Genomic DNA, 23,492 nt, shown 5'->3' on the forward strand with positions numbered 1-23,492 from the left:
GGTAAGATGAACATAGCTCATAACGAATCCTCCGTTGAATGTGGTGTGGTAGCTTTATTCTACACGAGGTCGTTATGGGTTTTTTGTGTTTTCAGTTAGGTGTTGCACTTAATATTACAATTCGTCATAAAAAAAATCATGGTATACTTAGCTTATATATTTGAAAGTAAAAGTATAGGAGGTAAACAATATGGAGTTCATTTCACAAAATCAAAGAGAAAAAAACGTACGGATTGCTGTCGGAATTGCATCTATTGACGGAGGTCGTCCCACATCATTTACTCAACAATTACTCCACCAATACGAAGCCGGAACTCTTTCTTCAACTCAAGTCAAAGATAAAATTTTAAAAAAATATGCAAAGAAACATGATTAATTTATTATGGATCCCTATGTATACGAAGGCTCCACCGTACTAATTAATCATTTAAATATTACCGATGATAAAGAGCTTATTGAAGTTGAAGCTCAATTTTTGATTGCAGCCATCCTAGAGATGGATACGTTATTGGAAACAGTTGATTTTCTAAGCGATGACTCTATAAATGCTGTCCATCACTACTTATTCAGTGATTTATATAGTTGGGCTGGGGAATATCGAACAATTAACATTTACAAAAATGAGCCCGTTCTAAACGGCTTATCCGTCTCTTATAGTAGCGCTTCCGCTGTCAGTGATGACATCCGTTCACTCTTTACGTGGGTCAAAGAAGTGGAATGGAGTATGGATAACACTGAGCTCACTAATGCATTCATTTCTTTCATTGTAAGACTTTGGCGAATCCATCCTTTTCGCGAAGGAAACACGCGAACGGTCTCAATCTTTTTGAAATTATTTGCTGAAAAACACGACATTTACTTTAACCTCGAGCTAATTTCAAAACACTCAAATTACTTTAGAAACGCACTTGTACTAGCGACTGTTGAAGAGGCACCTGATATTCAATACTTGAGCAAAATCATTATCGATGCCTTGACTCCGGCGTTTTTAAGTACCCATCCAAAAACGACACCATCACTAAAAAATTATCAGCAAGTCAAAGGTTATGATAGTTCTAAATATGAAGAAAAACCGTTTTATACAAACGAAGATTCTGAAAACGACTAATAAATGACTACATTATTATTTTCATCTTACTGACAGAAATCAGTGTTTATTGACTCCATATCATTTGGATATCGCATCCAGATGATATGGAGTTTTTGCATCAAAAAAGTGTATAGTTTCGCCAATTCCAAACAATTGAAGGCACCTTAATAGAATGATAACAACGAACAAAAACGCTCACGCTCAATCGCCTGTACGAGTAACGGAATCCGCGGACCAAATGTGCTATCAATCGTCAATTCGTATAACATCGTCGAACGCATCTTTTGCAGCCGTATCGTTTCTTTCTTTTCTGCCAGTCGTGTCAGACGATAGAATACCGCCAGCACATCTTCCCCTTCCCGCACTGCTTCTACGAAACGGTTTAACCAGTCTTGTTCCTCTGGCGAATACGACGCAAATTTTAAATCATTTCGCTGCTCGCGAATCCGAATCTTTCGTTCCGGGCACCAGCTTGTCACGAATTGACGGGCACGTTCGACTTGGTCAGCAACCGTCTCGTCCGTCTCGCCGCATTCCAGCAATTGACGAAGTAACGGTTCATTAAAATCAACCATCGGACCAAGCGTCGTCCATTGCGAAAACGGGATCAGTTCGTTCTTCATGTCGGCTTGACTCCAACGTAAACTTTGCTGGATTTCTGGTGATTGCCGTTCATACCGCATCACCATCCGTTCATATTCCGCGTAATGCCGTAACACATCTTCGTCCATTCCGATATGAAATGCGTGCTCCGGTCGGTGTTTTGCAAATAGGAACAAAATTTGATGTGCCGGATAGACCTGCAGTAAATCCTGTGGTGTTAACCCGCCACCACTCGAACTCGACATTTTTTTCGTTTCTCCTTTTAACCGAATGAATTCGTACGGGAGATACAACGGAGGTTCCACCCCAAAAATGTCGCGTGCGATCTCGGACGAGACAACATAACTTCCGTTTGCCGCGGAGTGGTCTTTCCCCCCTGGTTCAAAATCAACACCCTCCATTGCCCAACGCATCGCCCAGTCGACTTTCCAGTTCAATTTCGTCCGGTGGTTGGTTCGCATATCAATCGTTTCGTGCCACCCGCAAGTACACCGATAGTCGTATGTCGCTTCCTGATCGTCAAACGACTCGATTGTCGTCGCATCCGTCCCGCAAGCCGTACAGTAAACGGAAGCTGGAAAATAACGTACCCTTTCCGCTTCAGAAGGAGTAGCTGATTTATATCGCATCAAGATCTCGTAAATCGCGTGACGTTCCCGAAAAGCGTGTAGAATCAATTCTGCATATCGACCCGACCGATATTCGGCGTGTTGGTACCGGTATTCCGGTTCGATCTGAAACAGCCGCAACGTCTCCTCGAACATTCCTTCGAAATAACGTGCATATGTTCCTTCACCCGTTGGTGCCGGCGTCTCACTGTACGGTCGTCCTAAATAACGATCATGCCCCGTGATATCAGTCGGCACTTTCCGAAAGCGGTCGTAGTCATCCCACGAGAATAAAAACCGGACATCCTTTCCTAAATCCCGTAACGCCTGAACGACAAAGTACGTCGTCACGACTTCGCGAAAATTACCGATGTGAACCGGTCCCGACGGACTGATTCCTGCTGCACACACGTACGTTTGTTTTTCCGGATTTCTTTTAATAATGGCACGTGCGGTTTCTTCTGCCCAATGCATATTGATTCCTCCTGAGTTCGGCAAAAAAGCTGATTTCCGCCGTTTAGTTTTCACTAAAGGACGAGAATCAGCTTCCCGTGGTACCACCTTTGTTCGTTGACCTGTCACCAGACCAACCTTTACATGTACAAACATACACGCTCTCGATAATGGGAGAACCCATCGTAGCACCATCCAGTTGGAATCCGTACGAAGCTCAGAGGCTTTTTTCAGATTGAAACCCAGTCATCCGCTCCCACCAGTTCGGACTCGCTTGGCACCGTCAGTTTCTTCCTACTCTTCTCGTCACAGCCATGTCTATTTAATTTTGATTAGCATACAAATAATGGAGAGAGATTGTCAATCTTTTCTCGATTTATTTTTTTGTAGAGCATTACTTTACTGCCTTTTCCGCTTCCAGTTGCTCCTTCTTTTTTGCCTGCCGCTTTACATCTTCTTGCCACCACCCGTTGATCAACAGGAAACTGCCAATAGCAAGGGCAGTGATTGGGAAGTACATCAAATGGTACGCCCCGAGTTCCTCACTTGCATAATCCGGTGAAAGTTCAATATAGGCACTGAATAGTTGAACGATGAAAAACAAGAAAAAGCTGACAATCAATGCCCACGTACCGTAACGATAATTTGGATTCTTCAATAGGTGTTCCTCCTGGATTGAATTATTTTAATCGAATTTCGCCGTCACCGGCTGTAGCTTCCCCTATGTTGTCACGGACGATGTAGTCAATGTCGTACACACCCGCTGGAATGACACCGGCTTTAACGGTTTTCTTCAGTGTCACCGTTGTATGCGGTTGAACTTCTTTTGACAATCGTTTTGGCTCGACTTCTTGGTACGAATCGTAGACGATTTTTTGCGTATCGTGCTTGCGCACTTGCACGTTCAACAAATGTCCGGCACGGGAGGCGACTTTAATAGGATAATCACCTGTATTCGACAGTTTGTATTCAAACGTAAATCCCTCTTTGACACTGCCTTGAACACGGTTTTCGACTGTTGTACTGCTCGGTTTCGTATCGAGGGACATGCATCCGCCTAAACTGAACAATAACGGGACGATGAGTAATTTTTTCATTTCATGATGCTCCTTTTTAAACGTGATTCTGGCTTATTCCCAGCCCGGTAAAGGACGTGGCAATTGATCTGCAAAAGCACGAAATCCATCGTACCTGTGTCCTTCACGCTGTGGTTTCTCGTTTCGAACGAGCGGGTCTCCTGACGAATCTTCATTCGCCCAAAACGAGTGCTCTGTCTGGAACACTTGAATGGAAGAAAAATGATATTGTTCGTAAGATAAATGATCACGGACGGATTGGATGACCTTCTCAAAACCGCGTCCTTCGTTATAACGCAACGCTAATTTCTCCTGCTCAAACTTGCCTACATACATCGAAATCGTGAAAGAGGAACCGTTTTTTGAAACCGGATATTCAATTTCGACCCGGACCGCGTCGACAAACCAGATTGTTACCGGGTGGCTCACCTTTTCTTCTGTCGTTTCCTCGACGAAATAATCGTCAGTCTGAATAATGAAGTCTTTAAGCTCCCAAAACGTCTCTCCTTGGGAAATGATTGAGTACTCCAGAAATGTTCCGAAATTTTGACCGATCGGATCAGCTTCTTTGGTCGACAATTCATGTAACACCCAGTACATGTAAGGCGTGTCGTCCGTTTTTGCAAACTCCCGGTTAATTAACAGATACCCTTCATTGATTTCCCCGATCACCTAGTAGTGGTCGAAGTCCTCATGAATTAACTCATATTCAATCGCCTCATTCGTTGCTTCGATCACTTTATCGAGTGCGTGCAACACAAGCCCGAAATCGTCCAAAATGAACAAATCTGCTCCGTCATGCAGTTCGAGAAAGGTTTGGTATTCACTCGGTAATTTTTGATTGAATTCGGCTTCAAATGCCGCAAGCGATTCTGCTGTCACCGGTTCCGGCAAATTAAATTTTGCTTGACCGATTTCATTGTAACGCCGTTGAATGAACGTTGATCCATGACTGATTTTTTGTTTCAATCCATCCAGTACTGCTGCGATTTGATTCATGTCATTCTCCCCCTATCATGCTTTTTCCCAGCCTGGCAATGGACGTGGCAAATCATTAACAAAGGCCTGATAGCCGTCATACCTCATGATTTGGGTTTGCGGATGTTCGACGCGTTTTGCAACCTGTTCACCGGATGCATCTTCGTTTTGCCAAATCGGTGCTTCTTTTTGGAACACAGTGATTTCTGTAAAATGGAACCGCGGTTCCTCCAAAGTGCTCACAAGAGAACGATGCACTTGTTTCATCGTATCGTAGTCAAATTTCCACCATAAATCAGGTCTTCCATTTTCATATGTATAAAAAGAAACAATAAACTCTCCCTGGCGGTAAATCGGATACTCGATTTCGATCCGGACCCGTTCCTCAGGTGCAATCGGAATGCCTGCCTGCACGTGCTCGGTTTCTTCTTCGACATAGTAATCAGTTTCCCGGACATCGAAGCTGTTGAATTCCCAGTACATATCGCCTTGCGCGATAATCGACCGTTCGAGGAATGTACCGAAGTTTTGACCGATGGCGTCGGTGTCCTCCGTTGACCCTTCATGATACTTCCAGTACATGTATGGTGTATCTTCGGTTTTTGCATGATCCGTATGAATCAGAAGGTACCCTTCGTTCACTTCACCGATGATCCAGTAATGATCATAGTCTTCATCAATCAGACCGTCTTCCTTGGCCTCAATCGTCTTTTCAATTACTTCTTCGAGTGGATACAAGATCAGCCCCTCGTCACCTAACATAAACAGTTTGGCTCCGTCATGCAGTTCAAGAAAAGTCTGGTATTCACTTGGTAACGGTTGCTCGAACTCGGCTTGGAACGCTTGAAGTGTTTCCGGTCTGACTGGTTTTGGCAGATGGAACGTGGCTTGACCGATTGAATTGTAACTGCGCTGGATGAATGTCGATCCGTGGTTGATTTTCTGTTTGAGTCCATCTAGGACAACTGCGATTTGATTCATGATCTCCATCCTTTTTGTATCTCTATCTGAGGCTTGCTGATATGCCTTCCTCGATTCTACCATTTTACCAATAATTTGGGTGATTCGTCTTTCCTGTTTCTGTGGTATTCTTTTTCTAATCATAACGGTGCCTGTATCACATCAGTCATCGATTCATTTGGAGGTGGACCATGCAGAAACAGTCTTCGATGCTACTGATTCTACTGGCCGCAATGCTGTGGGGAACGACCGGCACGTCACAAGCCTTTGCGCCGGAAGCGGCTCATCCGATTGCGATCGGCGCCGTCCGATTAGCGGTCGGCGGTCTATTTTTATTGTGTCTCGTTTTACTGACGGGAAAGTTGACGCTGAAAGCTTGGCCGCTACAGACAATCTTTCTTGCCGCTGTCAGCATGGCCGCCTATCAACCGTTATTTTTTTCTGCCGTCCTCATGACCGGTGTCGCCGTCGGAACGGTCGTCGCGATCGGCAGTGCACCGATTTTTTCCGGAGTGATTGAATGGTTGGTCCTAAAAAACCGTCCCGGTACGATTTGGTGGCTGTCGACATTACTGTCGATTGCCGGTTGTTTGCTGCTCGTCATGAATCAAGCGGCAGTCTCGGTCAATCCGCTCGGCATTTTGCTCGCTCTCGGTGCCGGACTGTCGTTCGCCGCTTACACGTTCGTCAGCCGGGATTTGGTGAAAACCCATCCACCGCTGTCGGTCGTCGCGGTCGTCTTTACGCTCAGCGCCGTCCTGTTGTCGCCGCTCCTGTTCCTGTTCGACCTGTCATGGGTCTTCAGTCTGCGCGGTGCAGGTATCAGTCTGCATCTCGGAGTTTTTTCGACCGGTCTTGCCTACCTCTTGTTCGCAAAAGGGCTAGCGCATGTCTCGTCTTCGACTGCCGTCACGCTGTCGCTTGGTGAACCGTTGACTGCTGCTTTACTCGGCGTCTTTGTCCTCGGGGAAACGCTCAGTCTGTTGGCGTGGGTCGGCATTTTACTTTTATTCTGCGGCATCGGATTACTCATCTGGTCGTCACGTCGGGTACGGCAGCCGGACATCCTCGAACTCGCCAAGGAAAAACACTCTTAAGGAGGGAATCAGTCATGCATATCACATTCGAGAAACTGTTGTACCGGGAAGACTATCAGATTAAACTCGATCACATTGTCATGAACGAGGAAAACGGTAATCGGCTGGCACTCTATTTCCGCGGCCATACGGACGAAGTCATGGTGCTCATCGGCGACTATTCCTGCAATTATTTTGAACTGTTGTTTGAAGCAGATTGTGTCTTGCTTCGTGCCCCGGATTTGTATGAACTGGATGACGGGCTGGAGTACAGTACGATTCCGATCGTCATGTATAAGGACTCCGCACTTCTGACCTTTGCGACGGCCTGGATGGGATTGAAGCGGGACCCGTCGCAAGACTGGACCCACTACGCCATCCGGGCATTTGAGGATGACATTCATATCCTATCCCCGCGTCCACCGGTTTTTACGGACCTCGGTCACAAGATGAGTGACTATGTCGTGAAACAGACGTTAAATCCACAGGCGGATCGTTGACACAAAAAAGCCCTACCTCGCCAAAGGTAGGGTGATGCGATACGCCTGTCCGACGGCTTGCGCCGGACGGGACATGGTTTCATTATACATAGCGCGCCAGTGTTTTTTCAATCGTCTGGATTGAATCGACCGGCGCAAACCGCTTAACGACCCGCCCTTGCCGATCAACAAGAAACTTCGTGAAATTCCACTTGATGTTTGACGACAATAGTCCGCCCTGTTGCTGTTTCAAGTACGTATACAACCGGTGTTCCGTCGGTCCGTTGACGTCAATCTTCTGAAACATCGGGAACGTCACGCCGTAATTCCGCTGGCAAAACTGCATCGTTTCCTCTTGATTGGCGAATTCCTGATGGTTGAACTGATCACACGGAAATCCGAGTACCTGAACGCCTTGCTCGGCATACTTGTCGTACAACCGTTGCAGGTCTCCGAGCTGATCGGCGAGTCCGCATTTGCTCGCTGTATTGACGATGAGCATCACCTCTCCGGCATAATCCTGCAAGGAAATGGTCTGTCCGGTTGCGTCTTTCACCTTAATCTCATAAAGCGATGGCATCCCGTCGCACCCCCTTTGCCGTCAGTATACGCCGCTGAAAAAACTCCGTCTTTTTTGAACATGCGACGAGCTGTTTACCAGATGGATTCTTCCCGGTCACTCAGCTTGATGACGAACGGCATGATCAGTAAAAAAAACAGGCTGACGTATCCGAGCGACAGATACCGCTGCGTATCTTTTGAAAGATACTGCTTCTCACCACAGTTCGGGCAATCCTTGCCATGCTTCGCAAAACCGACAGCCAGTATGTCTTTCGTCTTCCACTTGTAGTCACAATTCGTACAGCGCACCATCTCATCATCCCCTTTGCTCTCTTCTACTTTTTATTCTCAAAGCAGGTTTCACGATTTCGAAAATTTCTTATTCGATTAATTTTCAAACCAATTTGATACACGATACTTTTTTGTAAATAAAAGGAATTATCGAAACCTTATACAACGGTCTACCGTATAAAGTAATGTCGCTTCACTACATTGAACTTACGCTCACTGAAGTATTCATTCCTACATATTGACAAAATAATAAACACTGATGGAGGTCATCCCGTTGAAAAAAGTAATCGTTCCTTTGCTTTGCGTCCCGTTCCTTCTGTTATCCGCATGTTCAGATGAAAAAGAAAAAGCAGTGACACATTCCGAAAGTAAAGAATTCAAACCGGAAACTGTGAAAATCGGTAAGGATAGTGAATTAAACATCGTGCCGCTGTACACGCCATATCAAACGTATTTGAAGGCATCTCTTAAAGCCGATACTTCAGAAATGGATGTAAAAAATTACGCAAAATATGTTCTTGGTTACATAGATGAGATCGGAAAGAAAGAAAACTTTGATACGACCAGTCTAAAAGGCTACTTCATGTTGCAATCAACTGCTTACGAGCAAGAACTGGTGGATCGGACAAACGACTTGATGAAACACCATGACGAAATCAAAGACATCATCATAAAAAACTATACCGCTGCAAATAAGGTACTTCCTAAAAAGAAAAGTACGATTTTCATCGCACCTGCCAACTCGGAGTATTTTTCTATGAGTGAATCCATGAAGGGAGTATTCGGCGCAGCATATAAAGACACGTTCATTCTGTATCTCGATACAAACTTCGATAAAAATACACTTGCCTATTCAATCGCGCATGAATACCATCACTTGATCCTTCATGATACACCTGAATATAAAATGAATGCGATTCTTGATTCAATCATCACCGAAGGCAAGGCCGATGCCTTTGCCGATCGTGTCGTCAAAGACGTTTCAACGCCATGGAACGTCCCGATGGATGACAAGACCAAGAAACATGTAGCAAGTCTGATTGAGAGCGGTGAAGCTACTTATGAAGAAGTTGTAGGCGGTAACCACCAAAAGGACATTCCCCAATGGAGTAACTACATCTTAGGACGGGATGTCATGGATCATTACTTTAAAACGAATCCTGACCGTTCCATATCGGACTGGACATTTGCAAATCAACACGATATTTTAAAAGGCTACAAGTACCAGGATCTTCTTGAGTGATGCGTAAGCAAAATAGTAGTGAAAAGAGCACAGATTCAATTGAGTCAGGTTCGGTGAATACAAAAAAATATCGTTGCAGGATGCTTTCTTAAACGTCGAGCCCGTCCTTACATTACATTTGATAATGGCCGAATTATCTTTTCGATGATGTCGAGAGAAGCCGGAATATGAATCCATCTTTCCATCTCCGGGTCAAAATAAAGTCCCTGTTCTCGCATGTTTTCTTTGCTGTTCATTTCATCATATTCTAAAATTTGATCCAGATTTTGATCGGACTCCTCAAAGTCATCGAACGGTCCTGATCCATAATAAAAGAGTAAGCCTTCTTTTGTATATCCCTTTAATTCTTGAATCGTTTCTTCCATTAATTCGAGTGGACGTATGCGGGCTTTCGCGTAATCGATAATTGTCGGATAAACATCAAATGGTATGTCGTGTTCTAAAAATCGCTTCGAATACCATTGCCAAATCCATTTCCACTTACAGATGAAATACACGATGTATTCGACTTGTGATGTTTCTTCCAGCTCATGTATTTCGTAAGACAACGTGATAGTGTCTTGTTCCAGCTCGAATTCAATAATAAATTCACCATTCCGATTTTCATCTTCTAGAAGTTCATTGATTCGTAAATCGTTTAGTTCAAGATAGTCCAACAATGGGACTGGTCGTTTCGCTTCTTCGCGAAACAACACCCTTATATTTTTAATTATTTCGATTGTCATTTGGAACCTCCAGAATGAATCAAGCAAAGAAATCTTGCTTGATTCATTAGTTTTATCAAAACCAGGCACAAATCTGCCTATTTCTAAACATTAAGGACGAAATCCTCATGAAAGTCATCACCGCGATACCTATATACAACACATACAAAAGGAAGGAGTAGAAAACATGTTTTATGACGAATACGAACTGCTTGAATTGTTCGAATCAGAACCTGAAGAACTCTATCAGGAAGGAGCAGGGTTCTATATGTATAGTAAAATCGATAAGCTCGGGTTTCAGATATTACTGTATATCTCACAATATGAAAATAAATGCATCGTCAGTCTAAGTAATGATATATACAATTGGACGATCTTCGATTTTGAACTATATTTTATAGAATCAATTAGAAATGAAAATGAGTGTTTAAAAATCAAAGGCAATTCAGGAAAAACGGAAGTTGATATACAGTTTAAGCCACATTTCAGTTTAACTCATATTAGATTATCTGATTAAAAATATGATTGATTTTTTAAGATACCACTTGCGTAGGAGGACAGTTTCAAATGCGTAAATACATATTGATTGGTTCTGTAATGATCATCTTTGCGTTTTTTGTTCAATTCGAACCCTTATGTAATGAGCCGCCAGATCCCCGTGTCGAGATGCAGAGGAAAAGTATTCCAACGGTCGCTGGAGTGGCATGTTTAGAGGTCAATGCGTCGACAAAATCTACGCAGACTGTCTGCACATGACTGAAAAAAGTAACCCGCTTACGTTAAAAAATAAGCAACTCGTAATACCAAAAAAGAGTGGAACGTACGCATATGAACTTCAAGCAAGATGGTCGGAGAACGGTGATGGTCAGTTTGCTTTTTTAATCAAAGTAGATTGAAGTGAGAACGAACTCGTATCTATACTAACATCTAAACATGTATTACAATGTATTACAAAGGGGATGATAAGTATGAGTACGATTTCTGTTCGACTCGATGATGAGGATACGCGACTGATCAAAGAATATGCGAAAGCAAAAAACATCACGATTTCTACACTTGTTCGCGATTCCGTTCTCGATCGTATTGAAGATGAGATTGATTTACAACTCTATCATGATTCCATGGCAGCACACCGCAAAAAATCAGAAGCAATCTCGTTTGATGATATGATAAAGGCACTTGATTTAGAATGACAGCATATACAGTCGAGTTTGAGCGCGGAGCTCAAAAGTCCCTTAAAAAGATGGATCCTCAACAATCGCGGATCATCATGTCCTGGATCAAGAAGAACCTGGTCGGGACGGATGATCCGCGTCGTCATGGAAAAGGATTGGTTTCGAATCGTTCGGGTGAATGGCGGTATCGCATTGGCGACTACCGTCTGATCGCTGACATCCAAGAGGACAAAGTCGTGATCTTGATTCTTGAGATTGGCCATCGTCGTGATATCTACAAATCAGAGAGCTAAGACCTATGGATGAGTAAACATATTCGTTTTCTTCTTAGTAACTTGCAAACATCGCTTAACCATTATTCATACGTATGATGAAAAGGAGCTAAGCGCCTTCACCTTTAACAGTGATGGGATTTTGCTCCTTTTGACAACTTTAGGTGTTACTTAGTTTACGCTGTTCAGATCCCCATACCATTTCTTCTATCCTAAACTGTCTTCTATCAGTCAGCTGTAACCGGTACACCGTCCTCTTCTCGATTCATAATGCAAAAATCCGTGGTTTTAGAGGGTTACAGACAAAGACATTTAAGGCGCCCCTTCCCCACGTGGAAATTTTATGTAAAAATGTATAATAATATGATAAATCAAACAGGAAGTGATTGGATGCAAAAAACATTACTCTACCTTTCGATACTGAACAGTCTTTACCTCGTAATTAATTCATTTACGTATTCCGACAGTTTTTTCAATGCGCCGATTGGCTTAACGACGCTGTTTGCTGTCATTTTAATGGTTCTTAATGACAACGCAAAGAAAACGGGAAAATCAATTTATACCAAAACAACGGATGTCCTCAGTTTCATCAATATCCTGATTGGATTTTCGCTGATTGTCTTTATTTAGGAGTGGAAAATACCGATGACGATGTTTATGTACATCTTTTGTTTGTTGATCTGGGGGCTTAATTTCATTGCCGTCAAGATTCAAGGTACGCCGGTCAGCTTAGAGTTATCGTTGACCTATCGCTTATTCCTGACAGCGATTTTGTTTAGTATTCTGGTCTGGATCATGAAGCCAAAAGGAAAACCTTCGAAAGAGGATCTTCCGTATCTCCTGGTGTTTGGTATCTGTAACTTCGCACTCAGCTATCTGTGTCTCTATTACGCAACGATGTTCAGTTCAGCTGCGATTGTCACGTTGATTTTTTCATTGAAAGTCATCTTCACGCCCGTTGCTTTACGAATCTTTTTAAAAGAACATTTACACATCCGCATCCTGATGGGGGCATATTAGGTGTGCTGGCGTTTTGATTTTACTCTATCCGACTCTACACGACATACATCCGAATGATGTAAAAGGAATCGTGCTTGCCCTGCTCGGTACTGCCATTACAGCAATCGGCGACGCCAGTTCAGCACGGAACGCGAAGAAACAAGTCGATCCGATTTATGCGAATGCAGTCGGATTTATCGCAGGCGGTGTGCTTCTTGGCACAGTCGTCGTATTGCAGGGACAAGACATCCGTCTACCGTCCTCTATTTCTTACTTATCTGCGCTTCTCTACCTCACGCTGCTTGCTTCGTTTGGAGCATGGCTCTTTTACTTAAAGCTGGTCGAGAAAATCGGTGGTGCCAAAAGCGGCTACATGGTGGCACTGTTTCCAGCGATTGGAGGTATCGCCTCCGTCCTGATCGGTGAATCTGATCCATCGATGTACTTAATACTCGGTTGCTTGTCGAGCTGTGTCGGTGCCGCTGTTGCGTTAGGTGCAGGAACTTATTTCCGAAAGACTTTATCGCAAAAGAAACTTTCGGTTCGTGCTAGATTGAAATAATCGTTTGTATCAACCAAAAAATTCAAGATGAGCGTACACATGAAACTCATGTACGCTCATCTTTTTATAATTAAACTCGCTGATATTCATTTCATTAAGGAAGCCCCTTCATCTGGACGGTCATTTCTTCAAAATCTTCTTGAGGATATAGACCGCAAGAACAATCAGACCACATGTAATACCTAAAACCAAAACAATAAAAATGGAGAGATTTAACATAACGAGCACCACCTTTTTAAAACGAATCACCCGATGTAAATATCTGAATGATCCCCTTCTTCATGCTGACACAGTTGTTTCTTGACCTCAACAAATCCTATTTCAATCGTTTCAACCATCGATGATCTCTCGTTCTTGAAACGGATGCTCCGTAAAGTTCGCAACAAAATCAAAACCCGCAGCATCGTGGGAAATCATCAGATAGTAAATATCCTTCGAAGGAGTTGAAAAATCAAATTCAAATAGCAGCCAGTCTTCCGGATCATTGATGATCGAAACGTCTTTTTCCGTCGTAATCAAAACATTTTGTCCGTTATACGCGTCAAAATACGCCATCGGGATGTACTGTTCGGCTTCTTCGAGCGAACGTATTTCAAGCAGATGATGATACCGTCCTCTTGATAACTTTGTCGTTTTCCCCACTTTTGAAAGGCTGATTTCTGAACCGCCACTAAAAGCATGCACGTAGAGCGGATATCGTTCAATTCCCAAGACGAAGTTCTTAAGTAGAGAAGACTCCCCATTTCGGTATTCGTCGTCTTCAGGAGTCGCAGACTTATCATCTGTCCCATCAAAAAAGGCGTAAAATTGTGTATCTCCTTGAATGGACGTTTTCCATTTAAACGTATCGTCTAATCCTCCCAGTTCACGGTACAAAATCATCGACTACACCCTTTCACTTACAACTCGGTTTGATAGGCTTTTAACCAATGGTACGGCTGCAACTCATGGAGTGCTTTAAAGACCAGTGCTTGCTCGGGATTTGTGACGGCAGCTTTGACGTCCGCACCAAAGAAAAACAGACGCTCCTGGCAGACACCGCATGGGCTCAAAATCTTGAACGGTGCCTGTTCATCATCCCGCACGACACAAATCGTATGTGTGATCCGGCAGTTTAACTTATGTGCTTCGAGGATGGCACCGGTCTCGATACACAATTCGGTCGACGCATTTTGACGAATTCATAGCTTCCCCCGCTTGTTGCCTGCTGAAACTGCTCGACCGGTTCAAAACCGCTTTTAGTGTACAGCCGGATTGCCGGTTCGTTAAACGTTGCGACGGCTAATTCAATGTGACGTGGTTGATACTGCTTGATTGCAAAGGCAAGACCGGATTCCAAAAAGGCCGTTCCGTTTCCTCGTCCCGTCAAATCAGGCCGCATCCCTAACGCCAATTCAAGGCTGTCCTGTCCGGGTTCGAACACAAAAAATCCAATCAGTTGTGTACCATCCATCACCGCATAGTAATGTTCCGTCCGTTTGTCCGGATCCAAAAATTCCGCCAAGTCCTCTTGGTCGTTCGGCATATCGTAGAACGCAAAGTCACCCTCGTATGTCCAGTCATAGGCAATCTGTTCCGCCTGACGTTGTGTCAGTGGTAAATAGGTATAGGTCATCATGTGATCCCCTTTTAAAATCCATTCATGCCTCAATTAAGATCGGATTTTTCGATATTCGAGCAACAGTGGTGCCAGATTCAGTCCAATCGACACAATCGTCAAGAACCACCAGGCACGTTCCATTCCGGGAACAACGTCTGCCAAGGCCGCCCAATCCTCGGCTTCGACCCAGTTCGCAATTTGACTGTTTTCCGCACACAGCGCCAGTGCCGTGCATGATACTCCAGCAGCCATCGCCAGCTTATAGTCCTTGCCGCTGAAATACAGCATCAGATTAACTGCCGTCGTGAAGAGGGCAAGTATCCCAAACAGTAGCCATATGGCCGCATCCCCTTTTTCTTGATTGTTTGTCCTATTATTTTATTTTTTGTCTTCAAGATAGAGGGTTTGGTCGATTTCTTCATACGTTGAAACCGCGTCATACATGACAGTGAGTTCAGTGTCTTCTGACCACTGCCAAAAGTAGTCACCTTGCGCGATGATCGCACGTTCTAAAAAACATTCGAAATTTAAATTTAACGCAACAGCAGTGTCCAGACCATCTGATGGATGCACGACCGTGATATATGGTTTTTTAAAGGAGTCTCCTGTATCTGTACATTGATTTTTATCAATTAAAATCCATTTTTCATCTATTTGACCTATGATCCAGTAGTTTCCTTCTGAAAGGAGACCGTCTTCTGAATGGTGCTCTTCCGACATTTCGAGCATTTCCTCAAGCGGAAACAATTCTAGGATTAAATCGGATTCTGTCTCAAATAAACCGCATCCATTATGTAACGTTTAAAAATGTTTGTAGTCCCTTGGTAAAGAAAACGTATCTTTCAAAAAGTGTGAATCAATCTCTTTAGAAGTTAACGGTGTATTGAAGGTGCAAGTTGCCCATCCATTTCTCCCGTATCTCCCCATAATAAATCTCGGTTCGTTTTTGAACATTTGTTTGAGCAAAATCAACGTTCTTTCAATCGGTTTCATCTTATATCCTCCTGAATTTTCGTAATGCTCCTTAATAAAAGCATTTTCTTTATTCTATACCTTTAATTGGAAATAAAGATATCCATTTAGCGTGCTTATGGTATAGTCAAAACAATAATTTGAATTACATATATTACCTTTTATCATAGGACGGAGGTTTTTGAATGAGTGGTGATGGACTACTTTGGAGTGTATTATTACCAAGCTTACTCGTATTAAATGTATCAGCTATCCTTTTATACAAGAAAGGGAACATGCCTTTATGGGGATCCGGCTTACTAGTTGTCATACTCGGACCAATCATCGCTTTGATAATCGGTTCTGTTTTTTTGAAGATCGACAGTACGGGCGGAGACGGTTTTGGAGCAGCTTATGCAGCAGCTTTTATTGGGTTCGTGATCGTTGGTAACGGGATCCTGTATCTCATCATCGGTCTCGTATTAGGGATTAAGAACTTCATTAAACGACGGCAAGTAAATCAGTCAAGATGAAAATGCAGAATAGAAAAGGAACCCTAACTTCGAATCATGATGCACGGTCTGCTCACTTCAAATCTTGTATGCTCATGCGCTCCAGCTCTTTTTCCTGATTTTTTCTAAACACCTCTCGGCCTTTCCCCCACTCCGCTACCAAACAAAGCAAACCAAACCCTGTGATTAGCAAGTATTGCATTGTACTAACCGACTCGACGTTAACATATCGCCAAGTCATTCCCGCTACAAAAAGCAACGGAACAACTGCCCCTAAATACACATTCTTTTGACTCGATAATACATACTGCACTCCGAGCACAGCTGCATAAAGTAAACCTTTTAACAGAATATCCATTTCATTTTTCCTCCTAGTCGAGCATATTTTAAAACCATCAACCATTTATCAATATCAATAATTTACCATATTGAAACGGATTTTCATTCGATATTTATGATGATTACAATAATGTAAGTGAATACCTAAATGGAGAAAAACTAAAAAACGATTCTTCTCTTAAACGAGAAAAATCGTTTTCCGTCTTCAATCTCAAGCCCCTCTAGATGCTGTTCTCTATCTGTATAAAGATAATGATTTGACTAACTTTAATGAAACCAAGCATAATGATAAACAGCAAAGTGTTACACAACTCGCTCTGCAACGAAAGGATGTTGGTTATGTCATCAAAAAAAGTCTGGACAGTCGAAGGTTATGAAGAGCACGGTGTCGAGAAACATGGAGAAGCAAGTTTGACTGAATCGTTTACGAATGAGGCCGATGCTCGTAAAGCTGCTAAAAAAATGGCGGATCAGCACGATGACCTTGATGTATATGTCATTTATACAAATACATCAAGCGGAAAAACAGAAGAACGCTTCTTCAATTCTGATGGATCTTACAGTGAAGAAGGATATGAATGGTAACAGCTTAGCCGTCGATTTGACGGCTTTTTTTGTACAGCGAACTGTATGATTAAGCACAATACCTAACTCCATACAAAAGAAACGCTCTGTTGAGCAGTTCATCGGAAAACTTTTAAGGCTGACTCATGTCGGAGAATATCTATGAATCCGTACTTTTTTCATGCGTGATTCATACAAGTACTAAACAATCATGAACAATACGAATTTACATCAAAATGGCCGATAATCCCGTAAAAAGTGGGATTATCGGCCATTTGATTGATCGAGGACGGAAACGTTCATCCTCGACTCCTATGGGGAAAGGAAACGCGATTCGCGTTTCCGTCAGGAATAGGTAAGACCCGGCATGACCGCATTAAAATGCGAGCTGCCGCGGCTTACCTTCCGCCCATGGAAAGCGAGGATGGCGGAAACGTCCGTCATAAGCATTATTTTTAGTCTGACTTACGCTTGCGGACGTTTCCGACGCAATCCGTAGTACTGGTAAAATTGAACTTCAATATTCCCATTGTAAAGCTTACGGCGTTTTGTCGCCGGACGACCGAATGCTTTTTCGAACTCGACGTACGACGTGATCATGTAGACACTATAGTACGGGAATTCACGGAATGCATTCCCAATCTTCCGGTACAGCTGATGGACTTCGCGTGCGTCCTCGAGACGTTCACCGTACGGCGGGTTACCGATGATGACACCAAAGTCTTCCTTCGGCTTGAAGTCGGCCGCGTCGCGTTGCATGACGTTGATCGCGTCCCGGACGTCCGCAAGCTCGGCATTTTGTTTTGCCAGCTTGACCATCTCCGGATCCGTATCGTTGGCATAGATTTTGAGCGGTTTGTCCCACTCGGCTTTTTCGTTTGCTTCCTTGATCGCGTCGAACCAGGCTTTTTTCGGAATCGCTGCCCATTCCTGCGAGACGAACTCACGGTTGATCCCGGGTGCGATATTGCGTCCGATCATCGCCGCTTCGATGGCAAGTGTCCCGGAACCGGTGAAGACGTCGTATAGTGGCATGTCCGGCTTCCAGTTCGTCAGCATCAGCATTGCTGCGGCCATCGTCTCTTTCAGTGGTGCCGCCGAGTGGAACTCGCGGTAGCCGCGTTTATGAAGGGCGTCGCCTGACGTATCGATCGTCAGTGTCGCAATATCTTTTAAGAGCGCGACTTCGATCGGGAAGCTGGCACCGGTTTTCGGCAGCCATTCGTCCCCTTTGTTATACGCTTCCTGCATGTGCGAAACGATCGCTTTTTCGGTGATTTTCTGACAGTCACGGATCGAGAACAACTTCGATTTGACCGAGCGGCCGTTGACGACGTAGTCTGCTTCCCACGGGAGCAACTCGCTCCATGGGAGGTCCTTGACTTGATCAAATAATTTTTCGAATGATGTCGCCTTAAATTCCGCAACGACGAGTTTGACACGGTCCGCTGTCCGTAACCAGAGGTTGAGACGGGGAATGTCCTCCATCTCACAGTCGATGTATACTTTTCCGTCCTCGACCGTACACTCATATCCTAAATCGCGGACTTCTTTTGCGACCAATGCCTCGATGCCCATTGCCGCCGTCGCGATGACTAAACGTTTTGCCATGATTGTTCACGCTCCTACCTGTTTTTAAAATTTCCAAGTTCAACTCAATAAAAAAAGAGCCCAGTTGGACCTGGACTCTCGTTCAAAGTAAAAATAACAGCCTATGTGGTCCTGTAAGCCATGTTCTGTTCCCTAGTGTTGCAAACGGTTTGACCCTCACACGTGGGCGACAATCATCTATCTCCGTATTTACATACGCTCTCCTTCGCGTTCAGTTCCGCTCCAGAAATTCCCCTACCAAATTTGGGTTTCTCGCTCGTGGGGTTTACCTCGTTCCACCCTTACTGTTTCCAGTAAGGCTCCGTCACTGTGGCACTTTCAAGAAGTTTCGGCCGTATCCGAAGACTTAGGCGTTCCTTCTGCCGTCAGCACGACGCTGCCTACACTTATCTTTTCGTGTAGCACGATCACTACAACCATCGCAGGTTGTGCGAGCATGGACTTTCCTCAAAGCACCGAAGTGCCCCGCAATTGTCCGAACCAACATAGTCACTGCTTAACAGTGTAGCGCACTCCCCTGTTTCCCGCAAGGTTTATTTTCAGAAACGGCAATCGAAAAAGTTGCGTTTCCCCGTGATTTCGCGGTATAGTACAATGGTTCAGAAGGGGGCATGTACTATGAAAAAACGACGCTCTGGTACGAACCAGCGTACCGTCCGGAAGCTGACGTTCTTGATCGAAATCGATGAAGTCAAGGCGCTGCATCTCCGTAACGGGATTTTTGCCTTTTATCGTAAAGGAGAACTCATCCACGCATTCGAACCATTTAATGTGAAACAACCGGATGCGCTATCAAAACGAAGCTATCATTTCGACCAACACGATATTCTTTTGATGAACGAACGATTCCCACAACAAATCCCGCTCTATGATGAAGCGATGACATTACGCTCTTGGGCGGATCAGGTTGCCTTCGGTTTATATCAATTGATTGATTCGGGACGACTCTCGTTTGTCCATGAGGATGATACCGGGTATAAAATGGAAGCGAAAATCGAGTGGACAGGTGAGACGCTCACCATGCCGACTCCTGTCTATAAAAAAGGAAAAGACCCAAAGTAAACCTTTGAGTCCTTCCCGCTGCCAGTTCCTTTTACCGGGAACTGGCTTTTTTATTTGACCGTTAGGACACGTTCGACCGTCCGCGTATGGCGGCCGGCAGACGTCGTAAAGACGAGTTTGTATGTCCCTTTGTCTTTAAGTTTGTATGAAAACTTATGCAGTCCGTTCCGCAAATTGGCATCCGAGAACGTTTTGACGACGGCGCCGTCTTTATAGAGACGGGTCCGTGTCGGTGCACTGGCGTATTCATTGAAATAAAACGAAAACGTCTGGTTCGGTTTGACGACGGTTGGCAACGAAATTTTGGAGATCGGTGCCGGTACTTTTGCGAGCATCCCGGCATTCAGCCGTCCCGTCCCGTAATGCAAGACCGTGTCGCCCGACTTTTTCGACGCCGCCGCATACAGTTTACTGCGTAACGTATGGTTCGAGACGAACGGGTTTTTCGACTTCGCGAGGGCCATGACGCCACTGACCATCGGTGTCGCCATCGATGTCCCGTCGAGGTAGCCGTACTTGTTGCCGACGATCGTCGAGTAGACGCCTTCCCCCGGTGCCATGATATTCAGTCCCCGACCGTAGTTCGAGAACGTCGAGGCACGTCCGAGTGTCCCGACGGCACCGACACCGACGACCGACTTCATCGAAGCGGGGAACAGTAATTTATTGCGCCCGTCATTCCCAGCAGCTCCGACGACGACAATGTTGTTCGCTTCCGCCTTTTTAAGTGCTGCTTCCATATACGGGTCAAACTCATATTGACCAAGCGACAAGTTGATGACGTCCGCGCCCTGCGCGATCGCATACAAAATCCCGTCCCCGATATCAATCGAACTCGCATAATCGCCGTCGAAGACGTCGGCCCCGATCAGCTTGACACCGGATGCGACACCGACAATTCCTTTACCGTCCTGCGCCGCAGCAACGATGCCGGCGACATGGGTCCCGTGATCGTCCGGCTTGCGGATGCCGGAAATCGTCGTCGTCTTATAGATGACGTTTTTGAACTCCGAGTGTTTCGTATCGATCGCATCATCAATGATCGCGACCCGGATATCTGATTTACCGCGGCTGTACTTCCAGTAAGTAGGAATGCGGGATTGATCGAGATATGTTTGTTGCAATTGAGCGGAGTCGACCGCTTTTTCGACCGTCGTGACCGGAATCAAATCCGGTTCGATTTCCGCTTCATCGACATGCGCGAGCGGTTCGACGAGTGAAAACCCGTCTTGCTTTAAGGGACGAACTTCTTCTAATCCTTGGTCATGCAACCAGGTTTGTTTTTGTTGGTCAGTAAATGTTGGATCGTACTGGACATATTGGGAGTTAGCGAAGGCTGACGTAGGTAAACCTACCGTCATCGCGACAGTGAGTAATGCAAGTTGCTTTTTCATATCGACCCTGCCCTTCAAAAGATACACGCCGATTCGATGGATGTGCTGATTCAACGGACTAAAAAGGAACAGTGCCTTCCGACTCGTCACTGACTTCGAAGGGAATGATCTTCCCGATCGTGACATACGAATAATAGCGTGCCAGGACGGCGCGCCAACGCGTCGCATCGATTCCCGTCAAGTCTTCTCCGAGCGGTGAACCATCGAATGTCTCGAACTGCTGACAAAAAAACGCTTCCTCGTCCGCGTTCCAGGTGACGGCTTCGCCGATGAAACCCGTTGAGAACCTGACGAAATCAGCAATCGACGGGCCGATGACTTCTGCCGGGAGACGTTCACTCATCCGCCCGACCAGTTCGTAGCGGTCACGCTCTGCATGATCGGCTTCCTCTAACGTTTGACACAGTAAGACTTCGCGATTGATTTCGACGAGGACGATGTAGTCCCCGCTCGGTACATTGACGTGGATCATCACTACACCCCTTGGATTGATTTCGTGCAGTTTCTAGGTGTCAGATTCTGTTCACTAAGTTATAAAGTCCATTTTCGATCAAACATCAATTCGATCGGTTCGTTGTCCTTAGACTTTAACATACGAACGCGCGTCGTATCAATTTGATCGAGTAAATCTGCTTGCTGTAACGAACGGATTTCTGGCGCCTCTGACTCGGCAATCCGGGTACGGTATGGTTCGAGCAATGCGTGTTGTTGACTCGCAAGTGCGTACCAAGCGAGACGGGCGAACGGCTCGTCCTTCGCTGTTTCGAGCGCGTAGCTTTCGAAAATATCTGGAAGATAACTGCTAAATTGATCAAGGGCGTCAATCCGCTCGGCAAGATCAAGAACCGTCAACCAGCTCGGTAACGACAATAGAGATTCACTTGACCACCAATCAATCAGGTCGACGTGTTCCTTAAAGAGCTGTTGCGCTTCCGTCCGGTCGATGAAATGATGCATCGTCTGTATCAATTCGTTCCAGGCAATCGTCCAGTACTCTTCTGACGGATTGGCCGAGATGAAGAATTGACGGTAGACCGTCAACAATTCCGAGACGTCCTGTAATGTTTCGACGTCAAGCCGCTGGTTGAGACGGCTGACGGCTTTCGTGAAATAGCTTGGTTCTAATGTTAGTGCCATATAAAGTAATTTCGGAACATCTTTTAAGTCGCCTTGATCAATCGTTTCGAATAATTCTTGAATCCATTCTGGTTGTTCGTTTGTCATAAGTAAGTTCTCCCCTGTGTAAGTAAATTTATTTACTATACCCGAAAAGAAATCATTTTAATCCGGTTTGATTAAAAAGCCCCGATCCGTTTCGCCGTTTCTTCGCCACAGAGGACGATTAATCTTGTGTCCGGTGAGATCGTTTCATCGAGCCGGCGGTTCAGGTCGAGCCGTTTTCCGTCCGACAAGATCGTCACCCCTTCTTCAAGCATCGCATGGAACGCTTCGCGGTACGTCTTCCACTCCGGGCGGACAGGAATCGAGAACATCCCGTCCCCATCCTTCGTCAATAAGTTCGTCACGACTTTCGTGACGCCCGGGTGATGCGCGGCAAGAATCGCCATCCGGGAAATCGTTTCATCGCCAAGCAACACCTCGTCAACCTTGACCTGTTCGAAACTGTCGAGGTGTTCCTCGAGCATCATCTCGACGATCGTATAGATATTCGGATTCGCCCGTTCGATGCTCGAAGCAATCAGGAGCGTCCGACCGTCTGCTAACGCTGGCGGCATCGTGTGATCCGCGAGAACAATCGCCCGCGCCGCTTGTTTGATGTTCGCCCGTTCTAAGGTCGTCGCGAGCGCCGGGTCCCCGTTGACATAGTGGAAGCGTTCATGACTGAACGGTTCGCGTTCCAAATCATCGACGAGGATGACATCTGTCGTCTCGAGTAGTTCTTCGATTACATGTTTCGACCGACGGCTGTAGCCGAAGACGATCGTATGTCCTGCTTCTTTCACTTGCAACATCCCTCTCTCTTTTTGATCACGAATCACCTGGACCCCGTCGATGAGCTTTGAAATCAAACTCCCGACGATCCCGATCCCGAAGATGAAGACAAAAATCGTCATCACCCGCCCGAAGTCCGTATTCGGGAAAAAATCACCATATCCGACCGTGACAACGGTCGTCATCGTCCAGTAGACGGCACGGAAATACGAGCCGAACGTCTCCGGTTCGACAACGTACATGATTAAGGAGACGCCAAAGACGAAGATAAACGAGGCGTAGCCGAGCGTCCGCATCTTTAAAAAGGACATCTTCCGTAAAAATCGAAACCAAATCATCTTTTTTTCACTTCCTTTCGAACAAATCCTCTTTCTGT

32 protein-coding genes, 1 other RNA gene and 2 pseudogenes are annotated in these 23,492 nt (G+C 45.1%); 13 read left to right on the forward strand and 22 right to left on the reverse strand.

The window, feature by feature from the left end:
* Positions 1 to 190 precede the first annotated feature (190 nt).
* Together KNQ04_RS09795 and KNQ04_RS09800 are read left to right on the forward strand one after the other, a co-directional pair.
* Positions 191 to 376 carry an antitoxin VbhA family protein gene (locus KNQ04_RS09795; RefSeq protein ID WP_214850187.1) on the forward strand — a complete coding sequence of 62 codons (186 nt, stop codon included), beginning with the start codon at positions 191 to 193 and terminating at the stop codon, positions 374 to 376.
* A 6-nt stretch (positions 377 to 382) separates the two neighbouring features.
* A complete protein-coding gene (locus tag KNQ04_RS09800) occupies positions 383 to 1,108 on the forward strand; it encodes a Fic/DOC family protein (protein WP_214850190.1) in 726 nt (241 codons plus the stop codon).
* A 146-nt stretch (positions 1,109 to 1,254) separates the two neighbouring features.
* On the opposite strand, the gene lysS is transcribed toward KNQ04_RS09800, so the two are convergent.
* The 6 genes from lysS to KNQ04_RS09825 form a co-directional block, all read right to left on the reverse strand.
* Positions 1,255 to 2,775 carry a lysine--tRNA ligase gene (gene lysS / locus KNQ04_RS09805; RefSeq protein WP_214850201.1) on the reverse strand — a complete coding sequence of 507 codons (1,521 nt, stop codon included), beginning with the start codon at positions 2,773 to 2,775 and terminating at the stop codon, positions 1,255 to 1,257.
* Positions 2,776 to 3,148: 373 nt separating this feature from the next.
* On the reverse strand, positions 3,149 to 3,412 hold the full coding sequence (locus KNQ04_RS09810) for a hypothetical protein (protein WP_251136986.1): 264 nt from the start codon (positions 3,410 to 3,412) through the stop codon (positions 3,149 to 3,151).
* A 22-nt stretch (positions 3,413 to 3,434) separates the two neighbouring features.
* Complete coding sequence (locus KNQ04_RS09815) at positions 3,435 to 3,851, reverse strand: hypothetical protein (RefSeq protein WP_214850203.1); 417 nt, start codon at positions 3,849 to 3,851, stop codon at positions 3,435 to 3,437.
* Positions 3,852 to 3,884: 33 nt separating this feature from the next.
* Positions 3,885 to 4,502, reverse strand: coding sequence for a hypothetical protein (locus KNQ04_RS09820; protein WP_251136987.1), 618 nt, complete (start codon positions 4,500 to 4,502; stop codon positions 3,885 to 3,887).
* Entirely contained in the window at positions 4,503 to 4,829 is a 327-nt protein-coding gene (locus KNQ04_RS15640; RefSeq protein ID WP_251136988.1) for an SMI1/KNR4 family protein, read from the reverse strand.
* Positions 4,830 to 4,844: 15 nt separating this feature from the next.
* Positions 4,845 to 5,789 carry an SMI1/KNR4 family protein gene (locus tag KNQ04_RS09825; protein ID WP_214850205.1) on the reverse strand — a complete coding sequence of 315 codons (945 nt, stop codon included), beginning with the start codon at positions 5,787 to 5,789 and terminating at the stop codon, positions 4,845 to 4,847.
* Between the two features lie 170 nt (positions 5,790 to 5,959).
* Here KNQ04_RS09825 and KNQ04_RS09830 point away from each other — a divergent pair, with 170 nt between their 5' ends.
* Both KNQ04_RS09830 and KNQ04_RS09835 read left to right on the forward strand, forming a co-directional pair.
* Positions 5,960 to 6,865: an EamA family transporter gene (locus KNQ04_RS09830; RefSeq protein ID WP_214850207.1), complete on the forward strand. Its 906-nt coding sequence runs from the start codon at positions 5,960 to 5,962 to the stop codon at positions 6,863 to 6,865.
* A 14-nt stretch (positions 6,866 to 6,879) separates the two neighbouring features.
* A complete protein-coding gene (locus KNQ04_RS09835) occupies positions 6,880 to 7,344 on the forward strand; it encodes a hypothetical protein (RefSeq protein WP_214850210.1) in 465 nt (154 codons plus the stop codon).
* 82 nt (positions 7,345 to 7,426) lie between these two features.
* Here KNQ04_RS09835 and KNQ04_RS09840 read toward each other — a convergent pair whose 3' ends face one another.
* Positions 7,427 to 7,903 (reverse strand): glutathione peroxidase, encoded by a 477-nt coding sequence (locus KNQ04_RS09840; protein WP_214850213.1) that lies wholly within the window; start codon positions 7,901 to 7,903, stop codon positions 7,427 to 7,429.
* A 74-nt stretch (positions 7,904 to 7,977) separates the two neighbouring features.
* A complete protein-coding gene (locus KNQ04_RS09845; RefSeq protein ID WP_214850216.1) occupies positions 7,978 to 8,196 on the reverse strand; it encodes a hypothetical protein in 219 nt (72 codons plus the stop codon).
* A gap of 253 nt (positions 8,197 to 8,449) precedes the next feature.
* On the opposite strand from KNQ04_RS09845, the gene KNQ04_RS09850 reads away from it, so the two are divergent.
* Positions 8,450 to 9,418, forward strand: coding sequence for a DUF2268 domain-containing putative Zn-dependent protease (locus tag KNQ04_RS09850; protein WP_214850219.1), 969 nt, complete (start codon positions 8,450 to 8,452; stop codon positions 9,416 to 9,418).
* A gap of 107 nt (positions 9,419 to 9,525) precedes the next feature.
* Here KNQ04_RS09850 and KNQ04_RS09855 read toward each other — a convergent pair whose 3' ends face one another.
* A complete protein-coding gene (locus tag KNQ04_RS09855) occupies positions 9,526 to 10,143 on the reverse strand; it encodes a hypothetical protein (protein WP_214850222.1) in 618 nt (205 codons plus the stop codon).
* Positions 10,144 to 10,309: 166 nt separating this feature from the next.
* Here KNQ04_RS09855 and KNQ04_RS15865 point away from each other — a divergent pair, with 166 nt between their 5' ends.
* The 5 genes and pseudogenes from KNQ04_RS15865 to KNQ04_RS09875 all read left to right on the forward strand — a co-directional run bounded on the left by KNQ04_RS15865 (position 10,310) and on the right by KNQ04_RS09875 (position 13,130).
* Complete coding sequence (locus tag KNQ04_RS15865; RefSeq protein WP_483299247.1) at positions 10,310 to 10,639, forward strand: hypothetical protein; 330 nt, start codon at positions 10,310 to 10,312, stop codon at positions 10,637 to 10,639.
* A gap of 451 nt (positions 10,640 to 11,090) precedes the next feature.
* A complete protein-coding gene (gene relB, locus KNQ04_RS09860; RefSeq protein ID WP_214850224.1) occupies positions 11,091 to 11,315 on the forward strand; it encodes a type II toxin-antitoxin system RelB family antitoxin in 225 nt (74 codons plus the stop codon).
* Positions 11,312 to 11,590 carry a type II toxin-antitoxin system RelE family toxin gene (locus tag KNQ04_RS09865; protein ID WP_214850227.1) on the forward strand — a complete coding sequence of 93 codons (279 nt, stop codon included), beginning with the start codon at positions 11,312 to 11,314 and terminating at the stop codon, positions 11,588 to 11,590. Before relB ends, KNQ04_RS09865 begins: the two co-directional genes overlap by 4 nt.
* 369 nt (positions 11,591 to 11,959) lie before the next feature.
* A complete protein-coding gene (locus KNQ04_RS09870) occupies positions 11,960 to 12,199 on the forward strand; it encodes a hypothetical protein (protein ID WP_214850231.1) in 240 nt (79 codons plus the stop codon).
* A 15-nt stretch (positions 12,200 to 12,214) separates the two neighbouring features.
* A pseudogene (locus KNQ04_RS09875) lies at positions 12,215 to 13,130 on the forward strand (DMT family transporter).
* Positions 13,131 to 13,460: 330 nt separating this feature from the next.
* On the opposite strand, the gene KNQ04_RS09880 reads toward KNQ04_RS09875, so the two are convergent.
* The 6 genes and pseudogenes from KNQ04_RS09880 to KNQ04_RS09905 all read right to left on the reverse strand — a co-directional run bounded on the left by KNQ04_RS09880 (position 13,461) and on the right by KNQ04_RS09905 (position 15,723).
* On the reverse strand, positions 13,461 to 14,012 hold the full coding sequence (locus KNQ04_RS09880; protein ID WP_214850234.1) for a hypothetical protein: 552 nt from the start codon (positions 14,010 to 14,012) through the stop codon (positions 13,461 to 13,463).
* A 17-nt stretch (positions 14,013 to 14,029) separates the two neighbouring features.
* Positions 14,030 to 14,302 (reverse strand): annotated as a pseudogene (locus KNQ04_RS09885) (cytidine deaminase); the annotation flags it as partial.
* Positions 14,245 to 14,745, reverse strand: coding sequence for a GNAT family N-acetyltransferase (locus KNQ04_RS09890; RefSeq protein ID WP_214850237.1), 501 nt, complete (start codon positions 14,743 to 14,745; stop codon positions 14,245 to 14,247). The gene KNQ04_RS09890 and the pseudogene KNQ04_RS09885, both read right to left, overlap by 58 nt.
* A gap of 36 nt (positions 14,746 to 14,781) precedes the next feature.
* On the reverse strand, positions 14,782 to 15,069 hold the full coding sequence (locus KNQ04_RS09895; protein WP_214850504.1) for a hypothetical protein: 288 nt from the start codon (positions 15,067 to 15,069) through the stop codon (positions 14,782 to 14,784).
* A gap of 39 nt (positions 15,070 to 15,108) precedes the next feature.
* Positions 15,109 to 15,450, reverse strand: a complete 342-nt coding sequence (locus tag KNQ04_RS09900) for a hypothetical protein (protein ID WP_214850240.1) — start codon at positions 15,448 to 15,450, stop codon at positions 15,109 to 15,111.
* Positions 15,451 to 15,531: 81 nt separating this feature from the next.
* Positions 15,532 to 15,723, reverse strand: coding sequence for a hypothetical protein (locus KNQ04_RS09905; RefSeq protein WP_214850242.1), 192 nt, complete (start codon positions 15,721 to 15,723; stop codon positions 15,532 to 15,534).
* A gap of 164 nt (positions 15,724 to 15,887) precedes the next feature.
* Here KNQ04_RS09905 and KNQ04_RS09910 point away from each other — a divergent pair, with 164 nt between their 5' ends.
* Complete coding sequence (locus KNQ04_RS09910; RefSeq protein ID WP_214850244.1) at positions 15,888 to 16,214, forward strand: ABC transporter permease; 327 nt, start codon at positions 15,888 to 15,890, stop codon at positions 16,212 to 16,214.
* Positions 16,215 to 16,266: 52 nt separating this feature from the next.
* Here KNQ04_RS09910 and KNQ04_RS09915 read toward each other — a convergent pair whose 3' ends face one another.
* Complete coding sequence (locus KNQ04_RS09915) at positions 16,267 to 16,551, reverse strand: hypothetical protein (RefSeq protein ID WP_214850246.1); 285 nt, start codon at positions 16,549 to 16,551, stop codon at positions 16,267 to 16,269.
* Between the two features lie 320 nt (positions 16,552 to 16,871).
* Here KNQ04_RS09915 and KNQ04_RS09920 point away from each other — a divergent pair, with 320 nt between their 5' ends.
* A complete protein-coding gene (locus KNQ04_RS09920) occupies positions 16,872 to 17,117 on the forward strand; it encodes a hypothetical protein (protein WP_214801295.1) in 246 nt (81 codons plus the stop codon).
* 444 nt (positions 17,118 to 17,561) lie between these two features.
* On the opposite strand, the gene KNQ04_RS09925 is transcribed toward KNQ04_RS09920, so the two are convergent.
* Together KNQ04_RS09925 and rnpB are read right to left on the reverse strand one after the other, a co-directional pair.
* Positions 17,562 to 18,707 carry a THUMP domain-containing class I SAM-dependent RNA methyltransferase gene (locus tag KNQ04_RS09925; RefSeq protein ID WP_214850248.1) on the reverse strand — a complete coding sequence of 382 codons (1,146 nt, stop codon included), beginning with the start codon at positions 18,705 to 18,707 and terminating at the stop codon, positions 17,562 to 17,564.
* Positions 18,708 to 18,816: 109 nt separating this feature from the next.
* Positions 18,817 to 19,190: RNase P RNA component class B (gene rnpB, locus KNQ04_RS09930), an RNA gene on the reverse strand.
* 135 nt (positions 19,191 to 19,325) lie between these two features.
* Between rnpB and KNQ04_RS09935 the strand changes: the two genes are divergently transcribed.
* Complete coding sequence (locus KNQ04_RS09935) at positions 19,326 to 19,769, forward strand: hypothetical protein (protein WP_251136990.1); 444 nt, start codon at positions 19,326 to 19,328, stop codon at positions 19,767 to 19,769.
* A 50-nt stretch (positions 19,770 to 19,819) separates the two neighbouring features.
* Here the strand turns inward: KNQ04_RS09935 and KNQ04_RS09940 are convergent, their stop codons facing one another.
* The 4 genes from KNQ04_RS09940 to KNQ04_RS09955 all read right to left on the reverse strand — a co-directional run bounded on the left by KNQ04_RS09940 (position 19,820) and on the right by KNQ04_RS09955 (position 23,454).
* Positions 19,820 to 21,163 (reverse strand): S8 family peptidase, encoded by a 1,344-nt coding sequence (locus tag KNQ04_RS09940; protein ID WP_214850250.1) that lies wholly within the window; start codon positions 21,161 to 21,163, stop codon positions 19,820 to 19,822.
* A gap of 58 nt (positions 21,164 to 21,221) precedes the next feature.
* Positions 21,222 to 21,635: a hypothetical protein gene (locus KNQ04_RS09945; RefSeq protein WP_214850260.1), complete on the reverse strand. Its 414-nt coding sequence runs from the start codon at positions 21,633 to 21,635 to the stop codon at positions 21,222 to 21,224.
* 59 nt (positions 21,636 to 21,694) lie between these two features.
* The gene (locus KNQ04_RS09950) at positions 21,695 to 22,387 is read right to left on the reverse strand and encodes a hypothetical protein (RefSeq protein ID WP_214850267.1); all 693 of its coding nucleotides are present in this window, start codon (positions 22,385 to 22,387) and stop codon (positions 21,695 to 21,697) included.
* Between the two features lie 71 nt (positions 22,388 to 22,458).
* Positions 22,459 to 23,454 carry a potassium channel family protein gene (locus tag KNQ04_RS09955; protein WP_214850270.1) on the reverse strand — a complete coding sequence of 332 codons (996 nt, stop codon included), beginning with the start codon at positions 23,452 to 23,454 and terminating at the stop codon, positions 22,459 to 22,461.
* Between the last annotated feature and the right edge of the window lie 38 nt (positions 23,455 to 23,492).

The organism is Exiguobacterium sp. s193, from assembly GCF_018618755.1.
Taxonomy (GTDB): Bacteria; Bacillota; Bacilli; order Exiguobacteriales; family Exiguobacteriaceae; genus Exiguobacterium_A.